The organism is Actinoalloteichus sp. GBA129-24, from assembly GCF_001941645.1.
Lineage (GTDB): Bacteria > Actinomycetota > Actinomycetes > Mycobacteriales > Pseudonocardiaceae > Actinoalloteichus_A > Actinoalloteichus_A fjordicus.
This window is the reverse complement of sequence record NZ_CP016077.1, coordinates 2,436,704-2,461,300: the sequence shown is the minus strand read 5'-3', so window position 1 is coordinate 2,461,300 and position 24,597 is coordinate 2,436,704. Positions and strand designations below refer to the sequence as shown.

Here is a 24,597-nt window from a genome sequence, read left to right as displayed (position 1 = left end):
CCGCCCACCGGGAACGGGGTTGACGACGAGATGTGCGGAATCGCGGGTTGGATCGACTTCCAGCGCGACTTACGAGAGCAGGTCAGCACGGTTCGAACCATGGTGGCCACCCTGGCCAACCGAGGACCCGACGACGAGGGCGTGTGGGCCGACGAACGCGCCGCGCTCGGCTTCCGCAGGCTCGCCGTCATCGACCTGCCCGGCGGCCGTCAGCCTGCGCGGGCGGAGGAGCACGGCCAGACCCTGGCCGTGCTGGTCTACAACGGCGAGGTGTACAACTTCCGCGCGCTGCGTGCGGAGCTGGTGAGCCGGGGACATCGCTTCCACTCCGACGGCGACACCGAGGTCGTCCTGCGCTCCTATCTGGAGTGGGGACCGGCCTGTGTGGACCGGCTGGACGGCATGTTCGCCTTCGCCGTCTGGGACCCGCGCGCCAGGCAGCTCATGCTGGCGCGGGACCGGCTGGGCGTCAAACCGCTGTTCTACTCGCGGGTAGGCGAGGGGATCGCCTTCGCCTCGGAGCCCAAGGCGCTCCTCGCCCATCCGCTGATCGACGCGGTGGTCGACACCGAGGGCCTGGCCGAGCTGCTCACCTACATCTCCACGCCCGGCAAGGCCGTCTACCGGGACATCGCCGAGGTCGAGCCCGGCCAGGTGATCCTCGTCCGACAGAAGTCGATGGAGAAGCGCCGCTACTGGTCGGTCGCGAGCCGGGAGCACACCGACGACTTCGAGACGACGGTGGCGACGGTGCGGCACCTGCTGTCCGAGTCCGTCGCGGCCGAACTGGTGTCGGACGTCCCCTTGTGCACGCTGCTCTCCGGCGGGCTCGATTCCAGTGCCATCGCCGCCTTCGCCGGGATGGCCTCGTCGGAGCAGGTACGTACCTTCTCCGTGGAGTTCGAGGGCCAGGAGGAGAACTTTCGAAGGGACCACTGGCACCAGGACAACGACTCGCCCTTCGCCGTGGAGGTCGCGCGGCACCTCGGCACCCGGCACGAGCCGGTGCGGCTGCGGACGTCGGACATGGTGGACCCAGTCGTCGCGCTCGCCACGCTGCACGCCCAGGACCTGCCCACGCCGATCCCCGACATGGACCGATCGCTGTATCTGCTGCTGCGATCGGTGCGGGAGCGCTCGACCGTCGCCCTGATGGGCGAGATCGCCGACGAGCTGTTCGGCGGCTATCAGTCCTTCCGCGACCCGAGCCTGCTGAGTTCGGGGAACTTCCCCTGGGTCGCGATGGGGCTGAAGAAGTCGCCGCTGGGTCGCAGCACGGGGCTGCTCGACAAGTCGCTGCTCACGCGCGTCGACGTGCCCGGTTATTCGCGGGATCACTACGCCGCCGCCGTGGCGGCCACGCCGTGGCTCGACGGCGAGGACGACCAGGCCCGACTCATGCGGCAGACCGGATTCCTGCATCTCACGCACTGGCTTCCGCTGTTGCTGGCCCGCGACGATCGGCTCGGGATGGCCGTGGGGCTGGAGCTGCGTGTCCCGTACTGCGACCACCGACTGGTCGAGTACGCGTTCAACATCCCGTGGGAGATGAAGAACGCCGACGGGATGGAGAAGAGCGTGTTGCGGGCCGCCGTCGCGGATCTGCTGCCGCCGTCGGTGCTGAAACGCAAGAAGAGTCCGTTCCCCGTGACGCAGGACCCCGGGTACGGACGGCTGCTGCGCGAGGAGTTCGACGCGGTGATGACCGATCCGAGCAGCCCGGTCCGGCCGCTGCTCGACGAGCAGTCGTCGTCCGAGCTGTTCCGCGCGCGCCGTCCCATCGAGAGCACCGGCTGGGGCGAGCGGCGCGACGTCGAGATGGTGTTGCAGCTGGACAGCTGGCTGCGGCAGTACCAGGTGCGCCTCGAACTGTGACTCCGCCGTCCCGGTCCGGCCAGGTCCGGCTCCGTGGCTGTTCCGCCCGGTGGTCTGACGCGCCGCGGAGCAGCCCTGCGGTCGCCGGCCGGGTGCGGCGTCCTCGGGTCGAGCGGGGCGGCGCGACCACGTCCACTGTCTCCTCAGGAGGGTGCAACATGTTTCACGAAGAGCTCATCGAACTCGCGGAGCCGGTGCTGGCGAAGGTCAAGGACCATCCGTTCTGGTCCGGCCTGCGGGACGGGACGCTGCCGCCGGAATGTCTGAGTCACTTCGTGGAACAGGACACCCTGCACCTGCTCCCCGCCTATGCGCGAGCGCTGGCCAGGACTGCCTCGGCCGCGCCGTCGGACGCACACACGGCGCTGTTCGGCCGCTCGGCGTTCAACTCGCTGGAGGCCCGCGACCGGCTGCGCGCCGCCTACGGCGAGCTGGCGCCGGACCTGGGCCTGCGGGCCGCGACGGAGACCGCGCCGGTGGACCCGGCCACGCATGCGCACAGCGCCTTCTTCGCCGCCGCCTCGGCGACCTCTTTCGTCGCGGGGGTCGGCGCGCTGCTGCCGATGGTCTGGTTCAACCATCAGGTCTCCGACGATCTGCTCGCCCGTCGCTCCTCGCCGCGCTACGCGCCGTGGATCGAGGTCTATCACCCGGGTGAGGGATACCGCTACGCGGTCAAGGGCTTCCTGGCCATGGTCGACGCCGTGGCCGAACAGGCCTCGACCGCCCAGCGCCGAGAGCTCGTCGAGCAGTTCTCGCTCAGCATCCGTTACGAATGGGCGTTCGCCGAGACAGCCTGGTCTCGCGCAGGCTGGCCGGTGTGACCAGGCAGGACGACCGTAGGCCTGCCCGCCGGTTCCCCGCTTCACCCGCCTCGTCACGACACGGGCGAGTGGAGTCCGGGCGCCGAGTCACTGCAACGGCCGTCTCGTCGATCCCGCACGCGGGATGCGCGGGACCGCGGATGAGATTCACCGCCAGTGAGAACAGCCCGCTCGACAGATGACGAGGAGAAGTCCGATGCCGTTCGTCGCGATCACCTACGACATCAAGCCCGGCCATGAGGACGAGGTCGCCGAGGTCTTCAGCGGCTTTCGCCGGGTCAGGTCCCCTGCCGTCCCCGACGACGAGGGACGGGAGGCCGCCAAGATCCTGGCCACGGCCGTCTTCATCCGGGACGGGCTGCTGGTCCGCTTCATCGAGTACGAGGGCGACCTCGATGCCGTCGCACGATTCATGGCCGTGCAGCCCGGGGTCCGGGAGGTGGAGCGCAGACTCGCGCCGTATCTGAACAACCCTCGGGACACCGGCACGGTCGAGGGATTCGTGGCGACCTTCAAGCAGAGCATGCTGCGTTCGGTCACCCAGATCTCCGTACCGCGCGAGGCCGAGGTGGCCACCGCGTCCTGAGACTCGGCCTGCGGCGGGTGTCGGCTCGGCGCTGGTGAGATCCGGCTCGGCGGGACACGAGTCCGCCCGAGCCGGGCTCGCCGAAACCCGCCGCATCGCCGACCTTCGGCCGGGCGATTGGACACCCGACCCGTGGGAAGCCGGGCCGTCTCGTCGGCGTGCACGTGATCGTCGTCGGGGGACATGAGGTCCGGGCTCGTGTCTCGCGATCGACGGTGCCGTCCCCGCCGCACCCGGCGGACGGCAGCTGGTCCGCCGCACGTCGGGATCGTCTGCGGCGCGGCACCGAGACCGGACCGGAGTGCGCTGGCCTCCGTCCATCGGTGGTCTCCGGCGACTCAGGGACGGCGCCCCGGAGGTGCCGGGACACCTCCGACGCTCGATGTCGCCGTCCCCGCCAGGGGCCTGGTCACCCCACTCGGCGACGGACGCCGAAGCCCGGTGAAGTCCCTGACCGGCGCTGTCGGCCGACGCCCAGAGCGAGGCAGGCCCATCCCCCGGCCCGGGAGCCGGAACGGGAACACGGCTTGCGACGGAGTGTCCGAGATCCGCCAGGGCCAGAGTCGCCTCGCTGCTCGATGCGGCCTAGATCACAGTATCGGCACCGGAATTCGGTGGCTCACCCCTCCTCCTTCCGCACAGCGGCCGACTGTCGTCGACAACCGGAAAACGCCAGCTCAGAGTTGCCAGGAAGGACCGCTGGCGTCGCGGCGGCCCGGCGAGCGGCCTGCCACCGCCGTCAGGGGAACTCCGTTCCTTCGACCAGGTCATCGACGATGGCCGGTCCACGCGTGGCCGTCACGGCGGTGCGAGTTGACACGGACTTGGTAGTGACTGTTAACTATCAACCATGACGGTCGGTCGGAGACCACGAATCGACATCGAGCGTCGTCGCGAGCAGACCCTCGCGGTGACGTTGCAGGAGTTGAGTCGCAACGGGCTGCACGGCCGCTCGACTGCGGCCATCGCCATGGATGCCGAGGTCTCCCGCCCGCACCTCATCCGAGTCCTCTCCCTGAGACGGAGCTTCATCGCAGCGCCACGGCGTGCATCCGCATCGGCCGAACGGGAGTCGCCCTCCCGAAGCGACCGACGGCGATCCGCTGCCGACGATGGCGACGGATCCGGCGTTTCGATGCATGAGGTGAGGCTCGTCCTGCTTCAGGGGTGACCGACCTGAGCGGATCCCGACATCCGAGGTCCGTGATGCACGGGTGGACACGGGAGGTCTCCAGGCGGGCTGAGGTTCCGTCCAGAGATCGACACCGGCCGAGCGCACGACCTCCCCGCCGTCTCGCCGACGGTCCATCATGGATGGCACGTCGGCCGGTACCGAAGACGACGCGCGGGCCCGGCTTTTCTTGACCGCAGACTCCGAGGAGGAGCCTTTCTTTCGGCTCTGATGATAGTGACCAGTCACTATCATCAGAGCGCAAGGCGACGGACGCACCGCACGAGCCTGCGGCGCCCCAGCCTCCGCGGCTCCGGCCGCCCTGGCGGCAGGCGCTCCGGAACGTGGCAGCACACACTCTCTGGACAAGGAAAAAGGCGATGAGCAACGACACCGCAACCACCACGGTGCCCGCCCGCCCACGGGTGCCGCGCGGTGTGGCGATGGCCGGCCTGGCGACCTCCACCTTCCTGGTCGTCCTCAGCACCGCGATGGTCAATCTCGCGGGGCCTGCGATCCGCGAGGGCCTGGGACTCTCGGCCGCCGAACTGACGGTGGTCGCAAGCAGCTATCTGGTGTCCTTGGCCGGCCTGTTGCTGCTTGGCGGCCGTCTCGCCGACCTGCTCGGGCCCCGGAGAACGTTTCTCGCCGCCATGTCCGTCTACCTCGTGGCGTCGGTGGGCTCCGCATTGGCCGCCACCGGGCCTGCGTTGATCATCGGGCGGATCGGGCAGGGAATCGGGGCCGCGGTCCTGATGCCCTCCGCGCTGGCGCTCTTGCTCGCCCTTTACCCGTCGCCGACGGAACGCACGCGTGTCATGGGCGTCTGGGGCGTGGTCACGGGTATCGGCAGTCTGCTCGGCGTCTTCTTCGGCGGAACGCTGACCGAGCTGCTCGGCTGGCAGTCGGTGTTCTGGACCCCGGTGCCGTTCGGCGTCATCAGCGCGATCCTCGTGGCGTGCGCGGTGCCTGCGTTCCCTGGCAGGCCCGGCCGGTTCGACGTCCTCGGTGCCATCACGATCACCGTGGGAGTCTCCGCACTCGCACTGAGCATGATCCTCGCCGCCGAGGTCGGCTGGGCCGCGCCCGGCACGCTGATCGGCCTCGGGATCGGCATCGCCTCCCTCGCGACGTTCGTGATCACCGAGAACCGCTGCTCGCATCCCCTGGTTCCGCTCGGCGTCTTCCGCACGAGACCGGTGGTCATGGCGAGCTCGGTGATGATGATGCTCGGCGCCACGATGACGAGCCTGCTCTTCTTCCTCCCCCTGTACCAGCAGGAGGTGCTCGGGATGACTGCGTTGGCGACCGGGCTGGCCCAGGTCCCCTTCGCCGCCATGATCATCGCGGGCAGCGCCGCCTCGCCCCTGCTGGCCAAGCGCATCGGTCCGGACCGCTCGCTCCGGACCGCGCTCGCCCTGCTGCTCACAGGCCTGCTGTGGCTGGCGCTGAACCCGACGACCAGCGGCCTGTCCGTGAGCCTCATCGGCGCGTTCCTGCTCCTCGGCAGCGGCTTCGGGCTCGGCACCATCAATGCGACCACGATGGCGGTGCGCGACAGCAAGGAAGGCGAATCAGGCCTGGTCAGTGGGTTGATCAGCACCGCACAGCAGTTGGGCGGCGCGATCGGTCTCGCCGCACTGGCCGGGATCGCCATCGGCTCCGCCGGAGCCGACGGGGACATCTCGTTCACGACCGCGTTCCTCGCCCTGACCGTGCTCATCCTCGTCGCCTTCGCGATCTCACTCGTCCCCCCTGCCCGAACACGGCCGACCCAGGCCACCACAGGAATGCACTGAGCCCCGACACAGCCCCCCGCCGAGGAACGGCCTCGGCGACACCGAGATAAGGACGCCAGACAATGAACGCACCCACCGTGCTCGTGACCGGAGCGACCGGGACCGTGGGGTCCACCCTGGTCCCCGCTCTCCAGGCTCGCGGCGCCACCGTCCGCGCGATGATCCGCAACTCCCACCGGTCGATCTCCGACGTCGAGAACGTCGTCGCCGACCTGCGGGACCCGGACTCGATCACCGCCGCTCTCGAGGGCGTCGACGCGGTCTTCCTCAACAGCCCCTCGGAGGAGGACGCCGCCGAGCTGCAGATCCGGTTCGCCGACCTTGCCGTCAAGGCCGGGGTGAATCGGCTCGTGCTGCTCTCGCAGTACGCGGCGCGCACGGACTCGCCGGTGCGGTTCCTGCGCTGGCACGCCGAGGTCGAGAAGCACGTGCAGCAGCTCGGCCTCGATTACACGGTGCTGCGTCCCAATCTCTACCTGCAGTCGCTGCTCGGCTTCGCCCCCACCATCGCACAGGGCTGGTTCGGCGCGCCCATCGGCGAGGCCGCCGTCAGCGCGATCGACACCCGGGACATCGCGGACTCCGCCGCAGCGGTGCTGACCGGCGAGGGACACACCGGTCAGACCTACACCCTGACCGGCCCCCGGGCGGTCACCCATGAGGAGATCGCGCAGGCGCTGGCGGCGGCAACCGGGCGGGAGATCGCCTTCCAGGACGTGCCCGCCGAGCAGTTCACCGCCGCTCTGTCCGGAATGGTCCCGCCGTGGCAGCTGGCGGGCCTGGTCGAGGACTACGCCCACTACGCCAAGGGTGAGGCCGCCGAGGTGCACACCTCCGTCGCCGATCTCACCGGACGTCCCGCTCGCGACGTCGCCGACTTCGCCCGCGATCACGCCGCGCTCTTCGGCCAGGCCTGACCACCGATTCACCCGTAATCGGTCTGTTCACCGAACACCCGCGAAAAGGAAACCGCCATGATCTACCACTGCATTCGTTTCACGATCAAGCCCGACGTCCCGAAGGAGACGGCGGACGCCATCGTCGAGGGCCTCGGCGCGCAGAGCACGGGCGACTCGTCCGGAGTCTTCGGCCGTGACTTCGGCGGGGAGTACCAGTACGGAGCCGTCTCCGCGGTCGAGGACCTCGAGACCTACGAGAAGATGATGAACGACCCGGCGCACCTGGCGATCGACCGGATGGGGCTGCCGCTGATCGAGAAGTTCGCGTCGTTCGACATCACCGACGACCCGGACCCGGAGATGGACGCGAAGCTCGCCGCGATCCACCAGCGCCGGTTCGACGCCACGCCCGACCTCGTCGAGTTGATCTCCAACTTGAAGGAGTACAAGGGCAGCGCCGCGCCCGGCAAGCACGCGGCCTGACCGCCGACGGGCGCGGGGCCGCTGGTCGCAGCACCACGGCAGACCACGGCCTCGCGCCCGCCCCGGCCCTCGTCCCGCCCTGGCCGGCCAGGGCGAAGACGTCGTTCGGTGCGCCCGGTGCCGGGCTGCGGCCGCCTCTTCGAACAGGCCGCATCTCTGGTCCGGCGGCGCACCGTCCTCCCGGACCACACGCCCGTCCACGGCGGGCGCCACTCCCACCCACGACGGCACCCGCCCCGAAGGGAACGCTCATGACTGATCAATTCGACGCCGATGCCATCGTCGTCGGCAGCGGGTTCGGCGGTGCCGTGGCCGCTGCCCGCCTCGCGCAGGCCGGGTTCTCGGTCATCGTCCTCGAACGCGGCCGACGCTGGAAGCTCGGTGACTTCCCCCGCGCGCCCGAGCTGACGGACGGCTGGTTATGGGACCTCGATCGAGGGCTTTACGACATCCGCTGGCTCGACAACATGGGCAGTGTCCAGGCGGCAGGCTGGGGCGGCGGATCACTCGTCTACGCGAACGTGTTCGCCCGCCCCTTCGGACAGGCGCTGGGCGAACAATGGCCTGCCCATCTACGACGTGAGGAACTCGACCCGTACTACGACCTCGCCGCGCACATGATGGGGGTCTCGCCGGTGGGCAACGATCCCCGCACCGGAAAGGTACCGCCCCGCACGGAGCTCATGGAAGGACTCCTCAAAGGCACGGACAAGGACGAGGCCACCGTGCGGCCGAACCTGGCGGTGACCTTCGGCGATCCGGACACCTGGCGGCCGAACGTCCACGGTGCTCCCCGCCGAGGATGTGCGTTCGTCGGTGAGTGCGTGATCGGCTGCAACCACGGAGCGAAGAACACGCTGGACTACACCTACCTCACCGCAGCGGAGAATGCGGGCGCCCGTGCCGTCACCGACGCACAGGTCAAGCGCATCGAGCGGCACGGTGACAGCTACACGGTGTACGCCTCGACCCCCTCCGACCCCGACGCCGCCCTGCGCACGTGGGTCGCACCCAAGGTCGTGCTCGCCGCCGGTGCGGTGGCGACCAACGAGCTCCTGCTCCGCTCCCGCGACGTGCACCGCACCCTGCCCGGCCTCTCTCAGCAGCTCGGCAAGGGATTCTCCGGCAACGGCGACTTCCTCACGCTGGCCGAGCTGCGAGGCAAGCGGCCGGACATGACCACGGGGCCCACCATCACGACCAACGCCGTGTTGGACGTGCCGGAGGGACGGCGGTCGGTGTGGTACCAGGTGCAGGACGGCGCCTTCCCTCCGCCGCTGAACGCCCTGTTCGACACGGTCCTGCCCGGCAGGAAGGTCCGCGACTGGTGGCAGCGCAGCGTGCGGCACACCGATCCCCGCCAGACCTTCACCGTGCTGGCAATGGGGAAGGACTCGGGTAAGGGGACGCTGCGGCTGGACGCCAGGGGCGAGGCCACGCTGGCCTGGAACAACCGGTGGCAGGCCCAGCTGTACAAGTCCCAGACGCGTGTCGGCCCGGCGATCGCGCAGCTCCTCGACGCTCGGCTGTACAACCCCTTCACCTGGTCCCTCCTCCGCCGCACCATCACCGTCCACGCGTTGGGCGGGGTGCGTTCCGGCTCCGACGTCGCCACCGGCGTCGTCGACGAGGCGGGCGAGGTACACGGCTATCCGGGCCTGTTCGTGATGGACGGCTCGGTGATTCCCGCAGCGACCGGGGTGAACCCCTCCGCCACGATCCTCGCCGCCGCGGAACGGTCGATGGAGACGATCATCCGCCGATCCGGCCGACCCGAGTGGCGCGCACCGGAATGGGACTCGGTGGTGCCCGCCGACGTCCCCGAGGACAGCGCCTACCTGTCCCAGTCGAAGCTCCACGCCGCCACCAAGGGCGACGGCATCGTCTTCGAGGAACAGATGGCCACGCACGTCCGAGAGCACCCGAGGATGGTCCTGTCCCTGCGGGCGGAGATTCCGGGCCTGGACCCGTTCCTCGCCGACGAGGCGCACACGGTGTCGATGCGGGGCATGGTCGACATCGATGACGTCGCCACGCACGTAGAGATCTCGGGAACGCTGTCGCTGTTCCCCCAGGGCAGGCACGAGGCGATGGTGTACGCACTGCGCTTCCAGGACGACCAGGGACGTCCGTGGCAGCTCTCGGGCACCAAGACCGTCCGGTCCCGCAACCCGGTGGACCTCCTGGCCGGGCTGACCACGCTGCGGACCGAGATCTCCCCTGTCGACGGCGAGCCGGGCGAGGTCCAGCGCTTCGTGCTGACCATCGGCACCCGCGACCTGGTGCGGCTCGGAACGTCGATGTCCGGAAGGGGATTCACCCGCACCCGCCGCCTGAACGCGCTCACCCGCTTCGTGTCCTTCTTCACGACCTCCGCGCTACAGCGGCGGACCCCGTGACCGATCGCTCGACGAGGCGGCCGCGCTCCTCGGCGACGTCTCGGGCGCGATCTGACGAGGGGAGCCCGACCGACGACTGATCCCTGAGCGCCGCGTATCACCCCGCGCGGGCGTCACGGGCGCGGAGCAGATCCCTGCCGCCTCCCGTTTCCTCACCGTGCAGTCACCCGACCCATGCCCAGTCGACGAGAGCCCGACCGGAGACTCACCATGAACGACTCGACCGCCGCTACGACCTCCGCTGCAGGCGACGCCGCGAGCGTCCCCGGCCCCAACCCGATCGACAGCCGTCGCCCGTACATGAGCTTCGCCTTCGCCTTCGTGTTCGGCTACGGCGCCTTCGCCTTGTCCGCGGGCGACGATCCCCTGGTGAACCTGCCTGGCTGGTTACCCTTCGTCCTGCTCGCGATGGGCATCGTGCCCGGCGTGGCGGGCTCCCTCATCGGAGGCAAGCTCGCCCAGCGCGGCGCCACCCCGGACGTCATCGCAGGAGAGAAGCTCATCGGCAGCGCCTGGGGCACCGGCTTCATCGCCGTCACCCTCGCCATCACGGGTCTGACGAGTAACGTCGACCTGCCTTCGGACGTCGAGAACTCCCTCTTCCCCATCGGCGCCGTGTTCATCGTCGGCATGATCAACATCGCCGAGGGCGCCGTCCGCCGCAATGTCCTGCACTACTCCCTCGGCAGCTGGCTCGCGCTCATCTCCACCGCCGCGCTCTTCCTCACCGGGCCGGGCCCCTTCTGGGTGCTGGCCATCGCCGGTGGCGGCGGCTACCTCCTCGCCGCCCGCTTCGAAGGGCGCCGCCTCGCGGCCCTCGGCTGAGCCCGTCTCATCCCGTCTCCCCCGCGAAGGCGGAGCGCGGTGGTCCGCCACGGACCACCGCGCTTCGTCGTTCGTCACGGCGCTCCGTCATTCAGACGGCGCTCGGCCGGGGGCGTCGCCGGTCTGCGGCGGCGGGCACGGCACGGTTCGCCGGTGCGCGTGCGTGCGCGGTCATCTCGGGGCAGGTGATCCATACCGGCCGGGTCGCCGCCCCGGCACCGAGGGCGACCACGGAGTCTGCCGCCGCAATCCGGTCGGGCGCCTCGCGCGGGCCAGGATCTCGCCGGCCCACGGCGGCCCGGCGAACGTCTGCCCGATCTGCTCGCGCAGACCAGGGCGCGCACCGGGCCGACGGCCTCCCGGATGTCGAGGGCAGTCGACGACGCGCCTGCCCTCGACGCAGGCAGTCGACCGTCGTCACCCGCTCGTCCACCGAGCCTGCCGCGCGGGCCGTCGGCGAGCCTCAGCCGACGTCGGTACGCGCGGTCGCCGCCAGCAGCGCCGCAGTCAGCTCGTCCTCGGCCGTGGCGCTGGACGCCTCGGCCCGCCAGGCGACGAACCCGTCGGGTCGCACCAGGACCGCCCCGCCGCCCTCGATGCCATAGGCGGCGGCGAATCCGCCCGCGACGCTGCGCAGATCGGAGTCCGTCCCGTCGACGACGTGGGCCGACAGCGCGACACCGGTCCGTGCCGAGGCCTTCGCCCCGGCCTCAGCCCAGTCCCCCGCACCCGAGGTGAGCAGGACGAACGACGCACCGAACAGATCCAGCGACGAGGATTCGGCCGCGCCGTCGGTGAGGACGACATGCGGGGCACGGGTGCCCGGCTGACCGGTCAGGTCGCTCGGCGCGACGGGCGCCCCGTCGTCGTAGCGATAACCGAAGACGGTGGCCCCGTAGTCGGCGGAGTGATCCTTGTCCGCGTCGTCGCCGGTCCGGTCGTGCATCAGCGCCAGGGACTGTCGGAAGGTGAGGAACGCGACGGCCTGCCGCTCACGCTCGTAGGTCTCCAACAGGACGGGCGCGGCACTGCCGTCCAGCACGGCGGCCAGCTTCCAGGCCAGGTTGTGCGCGTCCTGGATGCCCAGGCTGGCGCCGAAGCCGCCGGTCGGTGGCACGAGGTGTGCCGCGTCGCCGACGAGGAAGATCCGACCCGCCCGATACCGCTGAGCGACCTGCGCACCGAGGTCGAATCGCAGCGCCTTCACGCCGCCCGCAGGCAGTTGCGCGAGGATCGTGACGTCGACGTCGTCCAGCCCGATGGCGGCTTTGATCAACGTGCGAAACTCATCGTCGGTCATCTCCTCCAGGACCCGGCCCTCGGGGATGCGGGTCGCGAAGATCCACCGCCGCTCGCCGTCGTGCGGGTAGATCACCGTCTGCGGATGCGGCTTGTCCAGGTAGGACATGCCGAATCGCCGACCGCGTAACGCCTGCGTCAGGTCCGCCTCGAACAGCACCGACAGGGTCGTGGCGAACATGCCGGGCCCCTGCACGCCGATGCCCAGCGCCTCCCGCAACGGGCTGCGACCGCCGTCGGCGGCCACCAGGTAGTCGGCCCGGACGGTGCGCTGCCGCCCCGTCTCGCGGTCGAGCAGCACCACGGACACCCCGTCGGCGTCCTGGTGATGCGAGACGGCCTCGGTGGCGAACCGCAGCTCGGCCCCCAGCTCCACGGCCTTGGCCCGCAGGACGTGCTCCAGTCGATCCTGGTCGATGGGCACCCAGGTGGTGGGGCTGACGTCACCGCTGGGATCGGGCTGGTCGGCAGGCCCGGAGAAGATCTCCCGACCCGCCAACGTCTCCGCCCGGAGCATCGGCAGGGAGCCGAAGTCGGCGTTCATGCTCGCCTCGGCACGCAGCGTGGCTTCGAGCCCCACCTGCCGGAAGGTCTCCACGGTGCGGGGATTGATCCCCCGTGCGCGGGGATGCAGGAGGGTGTCGGGGTGTCGCTCCACCACGAGCGCCTTCACCCCGTGCGAGGCGAGGAAGACCGCGGTCGACAGGCCCGCCAGTGCCCCGCCCACGATCAGCACCGGTACCCGCTCGTCAGGTGTCGTCATGCCAGCTGCCTTTCGTCTGAGTCCGTCGTCGATGACGCGGAGCCCTCGGGGAACACGGCTGCTCCGCGGTCCTTGTCGGTACTGGTCCCTCGGTCCGCCGCCGCGTCGGCCGGACCGCAGCGGCGGACGAGTGCACCGGCGGGAGTCGGCGTGGCCGAGGACGTGCGGACGAGACGACCGTCCGCACGCCACCGCCGCCCCCCATTGCCACGCCGCTCCCCCGAGGCCGCACACGGCGGCAAGGCCGCACAGCCGCGCGCCGCCAGGCACGGCCACGGCGGCGCGGGGCAAGCGGCCTGCCGCTACTTCTTCTTCGCGATGAGCAGCGTGTCGAAATCGCTGAAGGGCTCGTCGGTGATCGACGTGAAGCCCGCCTTCTCAGCGTGTCCGCGCAGTTCGGAGACCGCGTACTCGGAGCCGCCGTCGGTGACCAGCAGCATGTCGAGGCTGATCACCAGGTTCTCGACGTGCCGAGGATCGTCGTCGAGCATCCGGTCGTAGACGAGCAGCGTTCCGCCGGGATTCAACGCCTTGTATGCCGCGTTGACCAGGAACTCCCGCTGGTCGCGGTCCCAGTCGTGCAGGACGTGGCCCAGCATCACCAGGTCTGCCTTCGGCAGGTCCTGTTCGAAGAAGCTGCCGCCGTGGAAGTGCACCCGGCCGGTGACGCCGTACTCCGCCATGTGCTTGTCGAAGAACTGCTCCATCTGCGGCATGTCGAAGACATGGCCGACCAGGTGCGGGTTGGCCTTCACGATCTGGCCCGCCATGTTGCCGCGGCACCCGCCGATGTCCAGGATCGACTGATAAGGCGTGAAGTCGATGCGCTCGATCAGCTCCGGGCCGAGGACATGGGTCAAGGCGTCCATCATGTGCACGAACTGGGCCAGGAACTTCGGGTTGGCCAGCACCGCGTCGAAGTCGCCGACCGACTGAGGCCGCCCGGTCCGCAGCCCCTCGGCCAGCTTGCCCCAGGCCGGGTACAGGTTGCGGTCGGAACGCAGCATGAAGCCGCCGACGTAGCCCTTCTCGCCACGCACGAGGTGACGGTCGGCGCCTTCGGCGTTGCGGTAGCGGTCGCCCTCGCGGTCCAGAAGTCCGAGTGCGACCAGCAGTTGCAGGAAGTCCGACAGTCCGCGGCCGTGCAGGTCCAGCGCCGACCGGATCTCCTCCACGGTCGCGGGACCCTTGCGCAGCAGACTGAACAGATCGAGGTCTACCGCGGTCAATAACGCCTTCGCGTCACAGAACGCATTGCCGAGACGGATGAGGCCTGCCGGAGTGCTGGTGTCCGGGGCTGTGCTCGTCATTCGCACGACTCCTTTTCCGACGGCGGATGGCGAGGCTGCCATTCCGATTTCGCGTCGAGCCTCACACCATCGGTTGGAGGCACACTCAAGACACGTTCGAGGCGCAGGCCGGGCAGCAGACCTGCTCTCGAGTTCAGAGATATTCGAGGTCGCATCAGTAATCCTGCATCGAGGTCACCCGATGGTGTGGCCGCGTTCTCGGGGTCGCGCGGGCGGCCTCGACCCTGTCCCGCTGGATCTCGAACAGAGGAAACGGGCATGTATGACGTGAAGATCCCGGTGCTGATCGTGGGCGGTGGCCCGGTGGGCCTGTCCTCCGCCCTCTTCTTAGGGCGCCATGGCATCAAGACGATGCTGGTCGAAAAGCGGGACGGCACCTCCCGACTGCCGCGTGCGCCCGGCCTCCAGGCGAGGACCATGGAGCTGTTCCGCGCCGCAGGCTTCCACGAGACGGTGCGCGCCCTGGAGATGGGCGACTCGCATCCGTATTTCGAGGGCGGCATCATCCAGGTCAACACCTTCGCCGAGATCGACGACGCGGTGGTGCTGGAGTCTCCGTCGCTCGACGGACCGGACATCAGCCCGGAGCGGGTGATGGGCTGCGGCCAGGACCGCTACGAGCGGGTGCTGGTCGACATCGCCAAGGACAACGGCTCTGACGTGCGGTTCAACACCGCACTGCACTCGTTCGAACAGGACGACGACGGGGTCACCGCGATCGTCGAAGACCTCGCCACGGGTGCCCGCACCACCGTGCGTGCCGATTACCTGATCGGCGCCGACGGGGCGAACAGTCGGACCAGGACCACCCTCGGTGTCGAGCGCGAGGGCCGGGGCACCGTCTTCAACGCCTTGAGCATCTATTTCCGTGCGCCGGAACTGGAGGCGCTGCTCAAGGATCGCAAGTTCATCCTCTGCTACGCCACCGCCGCTCCCGGCACCCTGATGGGCCTGTCGCGGCTGCACGGCTGCGACCCGTGGCTGGCCGCGCCGCTCTACCACCCCGACCAGGGTGAGAAGCCGGAGGACTTCACCGACGAGCGGTGCATCGAGATCGTGCGCACCGCCGCGGGCAAGGACGACCTCCACGTGGAGATCATGGACAAGGTGCCGTGGCAGGGCGCCCAGCTCGTCGCGGAGACCTTCCGCCGAGGGCGGGTCTTCCTGGCTGGCGACGCGGCGCACCTGCACCCGCCCGCAGGCGGATTCGGTGCCAACACCGGCATCCACGACGCCCACAATCTGGCCTGGAAACTGGCCTCGGTGCTCAAGGGGGTCAGCGGGGACGCGCTACTGGAGACTTACGACGCCGAGCGGCGCAGGGTGGGCGAGGCCATGGCCGAGCAGGCGATGGTCCGCAATCGCATTCGCCACGGATACGCCGACGACGAGACCAGGGCCCTCATGGTGGACGACGTCATCATCACCCTGGGCTACCGCTACAAGTCCACCTCGATCGTGGGGGTCGATCAGGATGCCAGGGTGCTCTCGCCGAAGCTCACCCTCACCGGTGCTCCCGGCACCCGGGCCCCGCACGTCTGGCTCCGGCGGGACGGCGAGCGGATCTCCACCGTGGACCTGTTCTGGGACGAGTTCGTCCTGCTGACCGGCTCCCGCACCAGCGGATGGCCCGAGGCGGCCGACCGCGTCGCCAAGCAGCTCGGCGTCCCGCTGCGCTGCGAGGTGATCGGCCAGGACGGCGATCTGATCCCCGACGGCCGGGACTGGGCGCAGGCCTACGGCGTCGGACCGGAGGGTGCGGTGCTCGTCAGGCCGGACGCCTTCGTCGCCTGGCGGCAGCAGGAACCCGCCGAGGACGCGGACCGGGCCCTGGCCGCCGCACTGGCGCTGGCCGCAGGTCTCGATCCCGACGAGAAGAGCTGAAGGCAGCCGCCGCGAGGCATTCTGCTGCGACGCGGGCGGCTGTCGCGAGCGGCCGACGACGCCTTCCCCGGACGATCACGGCCGACGCCGGACCTGTCTGGAGGTCCGGCGGTCGGGCCGTCCGCGTCGCCGCCCGTTCGATGAAAGCCGTTCGCCGAGGCCGTTCGCCGCAGGCCTCGGCCCGCCCACCGCCGAACCTCCGAGACCCCCCGCACGCGGCTCGGCCCGACGTGCCCGCCTGCCTGCCCGGCAGACCGGACGACGCCCACGGCGCACCCACGACTCCGGGTGACGACAGTTACCGAGAAGGACGGACATGACGACTCATCTGGAACCGGCGACCCGGCCGCATCCGCGTCACTTCCTGGACAAGGCGATGGCGTTCCAGCCGTCGAAGATGGTGCTCGCCGGGCTGGAGGTGGGCCTGTTCGATCTGCTGGCCGAGGCACCTGCCACCGAGCCCGTCATCCGCGAGCGGCTCGGCCTGCACGCGCGCGGCACCGGGCACTTCCTGGATGCGCTCGTCGAGCTCGGGATGCTCGACCGCGACGACGACGTCTTCCGCAACAGCCAGGCCGCCGAGTTCTTCCTCGTCCCCAGTCATGACGAGTACATGGGCGGTCTGCTGCACATGGCCAACCGGGTGATGTACCCGGCGTGGGGCAGGCTCGCCGAGGCGCTGCGCACGGGACGGCCGCAGGCCGCGACCTACACGGGCGACGCCATGTTCGAGCAGCTTTACGAGAGCGACGAGAAGCGCGTCGACTTCATCGGGATGGCAGAGGCGGCCAGCAAGCCGCTGATCCCCGCGCTGATCGAGCGGTTCGACTGGTCCGCCCGGACCCTCGTCGTCGAACTCGGCGGCTGTCGGGGCAACGTCCTGGCCCAACTCGTCCAGGCCCATCCCCATCTGGACGGCACGGTGCTGGACCTCCCCCAGTTGCGGCCCGCCTTCGACGAGCACATGGTCACGCTCGGCACCACGGGGACGGTGCGGTTCGAAGGCGGCGACTTCTTCGCCTCGATCCCCGAGGCCGAGGTCATGATGATCGGTCACTCGCTGATCGACTGGGAGGACGCGCAGCGACGGCAGCTGCTGGCCAACGCTTTCGCAGCGCTGAAGCCCGGCGGCGCGTTCCTGATCTGGGACCCGATCATCGTGGAGGGCGAGGAAGGCTACCTGCGCAACCTCGTCACGAGCCTCAACCTTCAGCTCATGACACCGCACGGCACCGGCTACCGACTCGAAGAGTGCGTCGAGTGGCTGACGGACGCCGGTTTCGCGACCGTCAGCCACCTCTCGCTCGGGCACGACGTCACACTTGTCATCGGACACAAGGCGGCCTGACTCCGTCAGCGTCACCCGTTTCCGGGCCCGCCAGGTCATCGGCGGGCCCGGAACTCTGTCTCAGTACGTCTGTCCGGAGCGATCCGTCAGGAGCTTGCGTCATGTCCTCAGTTCAGGCTCGGCACGACGGGCCGCCGAACGGACGTCACCGTGATCGGCGACGTCTGTTGATCTACCTTCTCTTCGTCGTCCCGTCCTCGATCGCCGCGTTCGCCCTCATCCAGGGGCGCACGGAGTGGACAGGCAGGCAGACAGGCGCCGGTGAGACGGCCGGACACGTCGTGGCACCGTTGCACGACGTGCTGGGCATGGTGCTCATCGCCTGCACGGTCATCGTGGTCGCCACCCAACTGGCGGGCTCCCTGGCCGTCCGCCTGAGCCAGCCGAGGGTCATCGGGGAGATCACCGCAGGCCTGTTGTTGGGCCCCACCGTGCTGGGGAGGCTGGCTCCGTCTGTCGCCGAGGTCCTCTTTCCGCCGGACGTGCAGTTCTTCCTCACCGCCATCGGCCAGCTCGGTGTCATCTTCTTCATGTTCGAGGTCGGCCGCGAACTACCGTTCGCGCTGCTCAAAGGCAATGCAGGCACCGCGCTGGTCGCGGGTCACGCGGGCATCGCCGTTCCGTTCCTCTGTGGAGTGGCCCTCGCGCTGTGGCCGCTGGCAGGCCTGCGCCCCGAGGGCACGGGCACCGGTCCCTATGCGGTGTTCCTCGGCGTGGCGCTGAGCGTCCCCGCCTTCCCGGTGCTCGCGAGGATCCTCAAGGACCGCAGGCTGAAGGACACCGGTATCGGCGCGCTCGGCATGGCGACGGCGGGAATCGAGGACGTCACCGCGTGGTGTCTGCTCGCACTGGTCGTGGCGGGCGTGAACGGCGACTCGCTCGGCGGTGTGGGGGCCACCGTGCTGCTCTCGGCGGTCTATGCCGCCGTGATGTGGTGGGGGGTTCGCCCGCTGATGGCGCGGCTCGCTCGGCACGCCGACGCGCAGCCGGACCGCAAGCCGATGCTGATGGTCGCCATCCTGATGCTCGTGCTGCTGTCCGCAGGCGTCACCGCGATGATCGGCATCGAGGCGATCTTCGGCGCGTTTCTCGCGGGCGTGGTCACTCCCCGAGGCTCGAGAGGCGCCGAGGAGTTCGGGTTCCGGCTCGCGGGCCCGACACACTGGTTGATGCTGCCGGTGTTCTTCGCGGGCATCGGCCTGAGCACGAACCTCTGGGACGCCGCCTCGGGCGCGGGGTGGCTGATCATGCTCCTCGTGTTGACTGTCGCGATGGGCGGGAAGTTCCTCGGGGTGGTGCTGCCCGCGTTGGCGGTCGGCACCGATCGGCGGTCCTCGCTCGCGCTGGGCGTGATGATGAACTGCCGGGGTCTGACCGAGATCATCGTCCTCCAGCTGGGCCTGTCCCTCGGCGTGATCTCGACCGACCTGTTCGCCGCGTTGCTGGTGATGACCCTGATCACTACCGCGATCACGGGGCCGCTGTTGGAGCTGATTCGGCCTCGCAGACAGGGCCTCGACTCATTGTGGTCAGAGGTTCCGCCCACGGCCGGGACGACGACGCCTGCGACCACCGGCGTCTGATCAGCAGGCCGCGTCCTCGTGCGCTCGGGCGGGTCGGCCGGGCCGTCGCCTCGGCCACGCAGCAGTCCCGTCGCGGAGCAGGCCGGCGGCACGTCGACGACCTCGCCTCGGCCCGCGGCCGCAGGTGCGGAGTGTCCACTCGGGACGAGGCACCGGCGCACCGAGCGGAGGAGGCTGCGACCGTGGGACGACGGACCTCGGACCCGCAGACTTTCCGGCGTCCGAGACTCGGCGCAGACTCGGCGCAGCGCAGGCGGAACTCAAGGACGGGCGGGACTACACAATCCGCAGGCTCGGGACGCCGACCGGCTGCCGAGAGCAGACACGACAGGGCCGGGCCCTCCCGGACCCGGCCCTGTCGACCATCAACTCATGCCAGGCTGATCGCCACCGCATTGGCCAGCACCGCCAGCACCGCCAGCGCGGTACGCAGCGTGTGCCATCGGCGCCACAACGGCCGAGGATCCGACCAGTCGACGGGCATGGACTCGGGGTCCAGGCCCTTGACGCGACGATTGATCGGCACGTTGCAGAAGTGCGACACCACGGAGACGGCCAGCAGCAGGACCGCTCCCACGATGTAGAGGGTCCGCCCCGTCCCGGGCGGCGACAGCACCGCGAGGACGATGCAGACCAGCATCGAGGACAACACGATGATCGGCATCGTCGGGTCCCAGTTCCGGCCGATCAGCTTGTGCGTGTAGACGTAACGATCCGGCGGCATGGCGGTCAAGGCAGGCAGCACGCTCAACGCCACGGCGAAGAGCACGCCGGCCACCACGCCGCTGCCCAGGACGGCGAGCACCCCGAGCACCACCGCCGTCACGCCAGAACCGCCTTGGAGATCAGGTCGACCTGATCGGGATCTGCGGTGCACGGGAAGAGCAGCAGCTCGTCACAGCCCGCCTCGGCGAACTCGGCGACGGTCCTGCGCAGTTGGTCCTCGTCGACGATGACCGCCGAGGCCGCCCGCTCCGCCTTCGGACCGATGTAGGAGTAGTAGTCGCGGAGGTAGGCACCGCCTCGTTCTCGACCGCCGGCACCGAGACAGACGTAGCTCAGCGACACCATCTTCGGCTTGTCCTCGCGGCCGTGCCGACGGAACTCCTCCTGGGCCTGGCGAACCAGTTCCGGGTACGCGGTCGCCGAACTGCCGCCCGCTATCCAGCCGATGCCGTGCTCCGCGGCTCGGCGCATGGCCGAGGGCGAATGCCCGCCGAACAGCAGCGGCGGGCCCCCGTCGACAGGCCGAGGTCCGACGCCCGCCGACGGACCCGAGCCCTGCCCCTGCCAGATCTTCGTCAACTCGCTGATCATCTGATCGAGTCTGCGACCACGACCGCCGTAGCGCACCCCGGAGGCGAGGAAGTCATCCTCTCGGCCACCTGCGGCCAGTCCGACGACGAGTCTGCCGTCGGAGATCCGGTCGATGCTGGCCAACTGCTTGGCCAGCACGGCGGTGCTGGGCCGATAGGCCGCCAGCAGGATGGTGCTGGCGAGCCGGATGCGCTCGGTGGCCGCCGCCGAGGCGGCGAGGGCGATGAGCGGGTCATAACTGTCGTAGACCAACCGGTCCAGGACCGCCAGAGTGCTGAAACCCTGTTGGTCGGCCCGACGCGCGAACTCCGTCAAATCCCGACCGCGCGCGCCCGGTACCGTCGTCGGCAGGCCGACTCCGATGTCCATCGTGACTCTCCGTTCCCTTCCGTGTCGATGTCCCACGCCCTCGCTGCGCAAGGCGGGCGAATCAGCCGGTGACCTCCTGCGCGACGGCGGCCCGCTCCTTCTTTCCGCCGACGTCGAGCCCGGCAGCCGCCGCCTCGACCGCTCCGAGGTCTGCGGCGACGCGGTCGGTCGTCGCGAGGTCGACGACAGCGGTGTCGACGACCGCCGCTGCGTCGTCGTCGCCCCGGCCCGCGGCGATCACCGCGTCATAGCGGCGGGCCGTCTCGTCGACGACCGGCAGCCCGAAGCCCCGCTGCGCGGCGGCCTCCTGCACCAGCCGGAGGTCCTTGCGCATCAGCTCGGTGCGGAATCCCGCAGGCGTGTAGCTGCGCCTGCGCATGAAGTCCGCCCGGAAGCTGAGCACCGGCGACTTCCAGCCGCTGCCGTCCAGTGCGTCGAGCACCATGTCCCGGTCGAGGCCCGCCGACTCGGCGAAGGCCAGCGCCTCCGCCAGACCTGCGGTCTGCACGCCCAGGATCAGGTTGAAGGCCAGCTTCAACGAGCTGGCCCTGCCCCAGGAGCCGAGGTAGCGCACCTCCTGCCCCACCGCGTCGAGGACGTCGGCGACCGCCGCCACCGCCGCCTCATCGCCGGAGGCGAACACCCGCAGCTTGCCGAGCCTGGCCATCTGCGGATTCCCGACGACACAGCCCTCCACTCGGGCGACGCCCAGTTCCGCGAGTCGCTGTGCGGCGTTCCTGGCGTAGTCCGGGGCCACCGTGGACGCGTCGATCACGGTGCTGCCCTCGGCGAGCCGCCCGGCGACCTCGCCGAAGAGCACCTTCTCGACGGCGGCCTCGTCGGCCAGGCTCAGCAGGATCACCGAGGCCGCCGAGGCGGCGTCGCCCGCCGACTCGGCGAGCGTCGCACCCGCCTCGACCAGTGGCAGGGCCTTCTCCCTCGTACGGTTGTAGACCGTCACCGGGAAGCCCGCGGCCACCAGCGCATGTGCCATCCCGCCGCCCATGCCGCCGAGTCCGATGACGGCGACCGGTCGGAGGGCCACGGCGCTCAACTCCCCACCGGGTGCGTGTCGACGGAGAGCTGCGAGATGCAGCGCATACTGGCGTTCTTGAAGTACGCGCCGAAGCCCTCCGCCGTGGAGGTGTCCCGCTGCTCCGCCAGATAGGGCGCGAGCTGGTCCTCGATGAGGTGCACGCCCTTCTGCCCGGCCATGTGGCGCGCGATGGCACGGAAGTCGCCCTCGTAGTGGATGACCCGCACCATGAACTCGTCCTTGATGAAGACGGCGGTGCCCAGCAGCCGCCCGGCGGGAGCGCCGTCCTCGGCCTGGAACTCGGGAGTGTCCACCCGCTGGAATCGGGCGAAGATCTCGGCGATCTCGTCCTCGTGGCCCGGCTGCACCTTGTAGGTGATCGCGGCGTACGGCATCAGACTCCTCCATCCACGTTCAGGGTCGCTCCGGTGATGTAGCGGGACGTGTCGCCTGCCAGGAAGATCACGGCGCCCGCCACGTCGTCGGGCTGGCAGATCCGGCCGAGCGCGGTCATGCCCACGATCCGTTCGACCGCCTGCGGCGGCAGCCCGGCGCCCTCGGTCGTCTCGGTGAGGCCGGGGGCGACCACGTTGACCCGGATGCCCCTCGGGCCGAGTTCCTTGCACAACGCACGGGTGAAGCCGATCAGCGCGGCCTTGGACGCCGTGTAGTGCACACCGGCGGACCGGCCGCGCAACGCGACCGAGGAACCGATTCCGATCACCGAGGCGCCCTCGGCGAGCAGATCGTGCAGGGCGTGGGTCACCAGGTAGGCGGCGGTGACGTTGTGCTCGAGGACGCGGTGCCACTCCGTCTCCTCGAGCTCGCCGAACGGCACGGCACCGTCGACGCCGACGTTGTTGACCAGGACGTCGACCGTCCCGAAGGTCTCGCGGACCGCATCGGCCAACTGCTCGACGTCGGCGGAGACCGTGACGTCGGCCTGGACGAGCCGGTGGGTGACACCGCGCTCCTTCAGCTCCCGGCTGAGGTCCTCCGCAGCCTCGCCCGGGCTGCGATGGACGATGATCAACTGGGCGCCCTCCCTCGCGAAGGCCAGGACGGTCGCGCGTCCGATGCCTCGCGTGCCGCCGGTGACGACGACCTTCCTGCCGGACAATCCTTGATCCACCGAAGCTCCTCTCGTCAGGGCGGCCGTGACGGGTCACGGCCGCCGCAGTGCCTGCTTGCCGTAGTGCGTGTTGCCCGGACGCCTGCGAGCGCGGGGCCGTCCTCGCCGGACGACCCCGCCTGTCTCGCCGATCTCGCGGCGTCAGGAGGAGGAGGTGATCGGGGTCGGCGGTTCCGCGACCTTCTCCGTACCGCTCTCGGCAGGCCCGTCCGGGCCCAACGACCTGGTCAGCGCTCGTCGCCGGAGGGCGAAGAACAGGCCGACCGAGGTCGCGGCGGAGCCGAGCAGCAGGTAGTAGAGCGGTTCGGGGATGACGGTGGCGAGTTGCACGACCCCGCTGCCTAAACCACCGCCCATGCCCGCGAACAGCCAGAGCAGGCCCAGGACTCGCGAGGTGTACTGCCGTGGCAGCACGTCGGCGGCGGCGGCGATGGTCACCGCGGCGACCACGACCTCACCGCAGGCGTGGGCCAGGTAGACGACGAGCAGCCACATCGGCGAGACGAGCGTGCCGTCGGCGGCCAGCGTGGTCGCCACCGACATCAGCAGGAAGCTGCCGCCCATCAGGACCAGGCCGATCGAGAACTTCACCGCGACGTTGTTCTTCCTGCCGATCCTCGGCATCGACAGGGCGATCACCGGCGCGAGGACGAGGATGAACATCGGGGTGGCCGACTGCAGCCAGCTGGCCGGGATCTCCCAGCCCAGGATGACCCGGTCGGTGTGGTCTCGGGCGAACAGGTTCAGCAGCGAGGAAGCATGGGCGTTCATCATCCAGAACAGCGTCGCGCCGAGGAAGACGACCAGGAAGGCCCGCAGCCGCCGTCGGTCGCCCGCGCCGAGCCCCTTGTTCCGGTAGAGCAGGGTGTAGCCGAAGGCAGGCGCGATCACGGCGCTCAGCCCGGCCATCGCGATCACGACCATCAGACTGAGCACCCCGGCCGCCCACAGGCCGAGCAGCAGTGCGGCGAGCACGCCCGCCACGCTCAGGACGATGCGCAGCGCCTTGGCCCGCTCCTGCGGGTCCAGTGGTCGGCCCGGTCCGGCGCCCACGCCCTGGAACTGTCGCCCGCTGAGGGCGATCTGCAGGCCGCACAACAGCATGGCGACCGCCGCCACCGAGAAGCCGAGCCCCCAGTTCACCCGTTCGCCGAGGTAGCCGGTGACCAGCGGGGCCAGCAACGCGCTGACCTGGATGCCGACGTACATCAACGAGATGCCCGACTCCCGACGCCGGGCGTCGGGGTACATCAGGTTGATCATTCCCTGGTGGTTCGGCTTGTACAGGCCGCCCGCCACCGCCAGGATGCCCAGGCCCACGGCGGTGCTCCAGCCCGCCGGGACGGCGAGAAGCAGGTAGCCCGCCATGCCCAGGAAGGAGGACACCACCAGGGTGGGCCGCTGGCCCAGGACTCGATCGCCCACCCAGCCGCCGGGGTGCGACAGCATGAACATCAGGCCGATCCACGCGCCGAACAGCGCGGCGGCCTCGCCGATCGGCAGCCCCAGGCCGCCTTCCGAGCGGGGCGCCGAGGCATAGAGGACGAGGATCGCCTGCATGCCGAAGAAGCCGAAGCGCTCCAGGGCGTCGGTGGAGAAGAGAGTCAGATACCAGCGGGGCAGGCCTCGGCGCGGGCCGGACTCCGCCGAGGACTCCCGTGTCGCGGAACTCATCGAGCAACTCCCGTGGGTGTC

Annotated in this window: 19 protein-coding genes; 11 read left to right on the top strand and 8 right to left on the bottom strand. The window is 69.9% G+C overall.

What is annotated here, in order from left to right; genetic code table 11:
- Positions 1–30 precede the first annotated feature (30 nt).
- The 8 genes from asnB (at position 31) to UA75_RS11060 (ending at position 10,861) form a co-directional block, all read left to right on the top strand.
- Positions 31–1,875 (top strand): asparagine synthase (glutamine-hydrolyzing), encoded by a 1,845-nt coding sequence (gene asnB, locus UA75_RS11100; RefSeq protein WP_075740178.1) that lies wholly within the window; start codon positions 31–33, stop codon positions 1,873–1,875.
- A gap of 158 nt (positions 1,876–2,033) precedes the next feature.
- The gene (locus tag UA75_RS11095) at positions 2,034–2,699 is read left to right on the top strand and encodes a TenA family protein (protein WP_075740177.1); all 666 of its coding nucleotides are present in this window, start codon (positions 2,034–2,036) and stop codon (positions 2,697–2,699) included.
- A gap of 196 nt (positions 2,700–2,895) precedes the next feature.
- A complete protein-coding gene (locus UA75_RS11090; protein ID WP_075740176.1) occupies positions 2,896–3,285 on the top strand; it encodes a SchA/CurD-like domain-containing protein in 390 nt (129 codons plus the stop codon).
- 1,551 nt (positions 3,286–4,836) lie between these two features.
- Complete coding sequence (locus UA75_RS11080; protein ID WP_075740174.1) at positions 4,837–6,255, top strand: MFS transporter; 1,419 nt, start codon at positions 4,837–4,839, stop codon at positions 6,253–6,255.
- 62 nt (positions 6,256–6,317) lie between these two features.
- Positions 6,318–7,172, top strand: coding sequence for an SDR family oxidoreductase (locus tag UA75_RS11075; protein WP_075740173.1), 855 nt, complete (start codon positions 6,318–6,320; stop codon positions 7,170–7,172).
- A 57-nt stretch (positions 7,173–7,229) separates the two neighbouring features.
- The gene (locus UA75_RS11070; protein ID WP_075740172.1) at positions 7,230–7,637 is read left to right on the top strand and encodes a Dabb family protein; all 408 of its coding nucleotides are present in this window, start codon (positions 7,230–7,232) and stop codon (positions 7,635–7,637) included.
- 251 nt (positions 7,638–7,888) lie between these two features.
- Positions 7,889–10,036 carry a GMC oxidoreductase gene (locus UA75_RS11065; RefSeq protein WP_075740171.1) on the top strand — a complete coding sequence of 716 codons (2,148 nt, stop codon included), beginning with the start codon at positions 7,889–7,891 and terminating at the stop codon, positions 10,034–10,036.
- Positions 10,037–10,246: 210 nt separating this feature from the next.
- Positions 10,247–10,861 (top strand): ABC transporter permease, encoded by a 615-nt coding sequence (locus tag UA75_RS11060; protein WP_075740170.1) that lies wholly within the window; start codon positions 10,247–10,249, stop codon positions 10,859–10,861.
- Positions 10,862–11,324: 463 nt separating this feature from the next.
- On the opposite strand, the gene UA75_RS11055 is transcribed toward UA75_RS11060, so the two are convergent.
- A complete protein-coding gene (locus tag UA75_RS11055) occupies positions 11,325–12,923 on the bottom strand; it encodes an FAD-dependent monooxygenase (protein WP_075740169.1) in 1,599 nt (532 codons plus the stop codon).
- 302 nt (positions 12,924–13,225) lie between these two features.
- Positions 13,226–14,233, bottom strand: coding sequence for a methyltransferase (locus UA75_RS11050; protein ID WP_075740168.1), 1,008 nt, complete (start codon positions 14,231–14,233; stop codon positions 13,226–13,228).
- Between the two features lie 258 nt (positions 14,234–14,491).
- Between UA75_RS11050 and UA75_RS11045 the strand changes: the two genes are divergently transcribed.
- From UA75_RS11045 to UA75_RS11035, 3 genes are all read left to right on the top strand, one after another.
- Positions 14,492–16,117, top strand: coding sequence for an FAD-dependent monooxygenase (locus UA75_RS11045; RefSeq protein ID WP_075740167.1), 1,626 nt, complete (start codon positions 14,492–14,494; stop codon positions 16,115–16,117).
- 316 nt (positions 16,118–16,433) lie between these two features.
- Positions 16,434–17,465 carry a methyltransferase gene (locus tag UA75_RS11040; protein WP_075740166.1) on the top strand — a complete coding sequence of 344 codons (1,032 nt, stop codon included), beginning with the start codon at positions 16,434–16,436 and terminating at the stop codon, positions 17,463–17,465.
- Positions 17,466–17,566: 101 nt separating this feature from the next.
- Entirely contained in the window at positions 17,567–19,048 is a 1,482-nt protein-coding gene (locus tag UA75_RS11035; RefSeq protein WP_083690674.1) for a cation:proton antiporter, read from the top strand.
- A gap of 370 nt (positions 19,049–19,418) precedes the next feature.
- On the opposite strand, the gene UA75_RS11030 is transcribed toward UA75_RS11035, so the two are convergent.
- The 6 genes from UA75_RS11030 to UA75_RS11005 form a co-directional block, all read right to left on the bottom strand.
- Complete coding sequence (locus UA75_RS11030; protein ID WP_075740164.1) at positions 19,419–19,874, bottom strand: DUF1772 domain-containing protein; 456 nt, start codon at positions 19,872–19,874, stop codon at positions 19,419–19,421.
- Positions 19,871–20,734, bottom strand: a complete 864-nt coding sequence (locus UA75_RS11025; RefSeq protein ID WP_075740163.1) for an LLM class flavin-dependent oxidoreductase — start codon at positions 20,732–20,734, stop codon at positions 19,871–19,873. The genes UA75_RS11030 and UA75_RS11025 overlap by 4 nt, the downstream gene beginning before the upstream one ends.
- A gap of 61 nt (positions 20,735–20,795) precedes the next feature.
- On the bottom strand, positions 20,796–21,779 hold the full coding sequence (locus UA75_RS11020; RefSeq protein WP_075740162.1) for an NAD(P)-dependent oxidoreductase: 984 nt from the start codon (positions 21,777–21,779) through the stop codon (positions 20,796–20,798).
- Positions 21,780–21,784: 5 nt separating this feature from the next.
- Positions 21,785–22,165 (bottom strand): SchA/CurD-like domain-containing protein, encoded by a 381-nt coding sequence (locus tag UA75_RS11015; protein ID WP_075740161.1) that lies wholly within the window; start codon positions 22,163–22,165, stop codon positions 21,785–21,787.
- Positions 22,165–22,902, bottom strand: coding sequence for an SDR family NAD(P)-dependent oxidoreductase (locus UA75_RS11010; protein ID WP_075740160.1), 738 nt, complete (start codon positions 22,900–22,902; stop codon positions 22,165–22,167). Before UA75_RS11010 ends, UA75_RS11015 begins: the two co-directional genes overlap by 1 nt.
- Before the next feature lie 141 nt (positions 22,903–23,043).
- A complete protein-coding gene (locus tag UA75_RS11005) occupies positions 23,044–24,576 on the bottom strand; it encodes a peptide MFS transporter (protein WP_075740159.1) in 1,533 nt (510 codons plus the stop codon).
- Between the last annotated feature and the right edge of the window lie 21 nt (positions 24,577–24,597).

Bases quoted from the DNA above. Each gene is read 5' to 3' on its own strand.
- asnB (WP_075740178.1), top strand. From the start codon at position 31: ATGTGCGGAATCGCGGGTTGGATCGACTTCCAGCGCGACTTACGAGAG.
- UA75_RS11095 (WP_075740177.1), top strand. From the start codon at position 2,034: ATGTTTCACGAAGAGCTCATCGAACTCGCGGAGCCGGTGCTGGCGAAG.
- UA75_RS11090 (WP_075740176.1), top strand. From the start codon at position 2,896: ATGCCGTTCGTCGCGATCACCTACGACATCAAGCCCGGCCATGAGGAC.
- UA75_RS11080 (WP_075740174.1), top strand. From the start codon at position 4,837: ATGAGCAACGACACCGCAACCACCACGGTGCCCGCCCGCCCACGGGTG.
- UA75_RS11075 (WP_075740173.1), top strand. From the start codon at position 6,318: ATGAACGCACCCACCGTGCTCGTGACCGGAGCGACCGGGACCGTGGGG.
- UA75_RS11070 (WP_075740172.1), top strand. From the start codon at position 7,230: ATGATCTACCACTGCATTCGTTTCACGATCAAGCCCGACGTCCCGAAG.
- UA75_RS11065 (WP_075740171.1), top strand. From the start codon at position 7,889: ATGACTGATCAATTCGACGCCGATGCCATCGTCGTCGGCAGCGGGTTC.
- UA75_RS11060 (WP_075740170.1), top strand. From the start codon at position 10,247: ATGAACGACTCGACCGCCGCTACGACCTCCGCTGCAGGCGACGCCGCG.
- UA75_RS11055 (WP_075740169.1), bottom strand. From the start codon at position 12,923: ATGACGACACCTGACGAGCGGGTACCGGTGCTGATCGTGGGCGGGGCA.
- UA75_RS11050 (WP_075740168.1), bottom strand. From the start codon at position 14,233: ATGACGAGCACAGCCCCGGACACCAGCACTCCGGCAGGCCTCATCCGT.
- UA75_RS11045 (WP_075740167.1), top strand. From the start codon at position 14,492: ATGTATGACGTGAAGATCCCGGTGCTGATCGTGGGCGGTGGCCCGGTG.
- UA75_RS11040 (WP_075740166.1), top strand. From the start codon at position 16,434: ATGACGACTCATCTGGAACCGGCGACCCGGCCGCATCCGCGTCACTTC.
- UA75_RS11035 (WP_083690674.1), top strand. From the start codon at position 17,567: ATGTCCTCAGTTCAGGCTCGGCACGACGGGCCGCCGAACGGACGTCAC.
- UA75_RS11025 (WP_075740163.1), bottom strand. From the start codon at position 20,734: ATGGACATCGGAGTCGGCCTGCCGACGACGGTACCGGGCGCGCGCGGT.
- UA75_RS11015 (WP_075740161.1), bottom strand. From the start codon at position 22,165: ATGCCGTACGCCGCGATCACCTACAAGGTGCAGCCGGGCCACGAGGAC.
- UA75_RS11005 (WP_075740159.1), bottom strand. From the start codon at position 24,576: ATGAGTTCCGCGACACGGGAGTCCTCGGCGGAGTCCGGCCCGCGCCGA.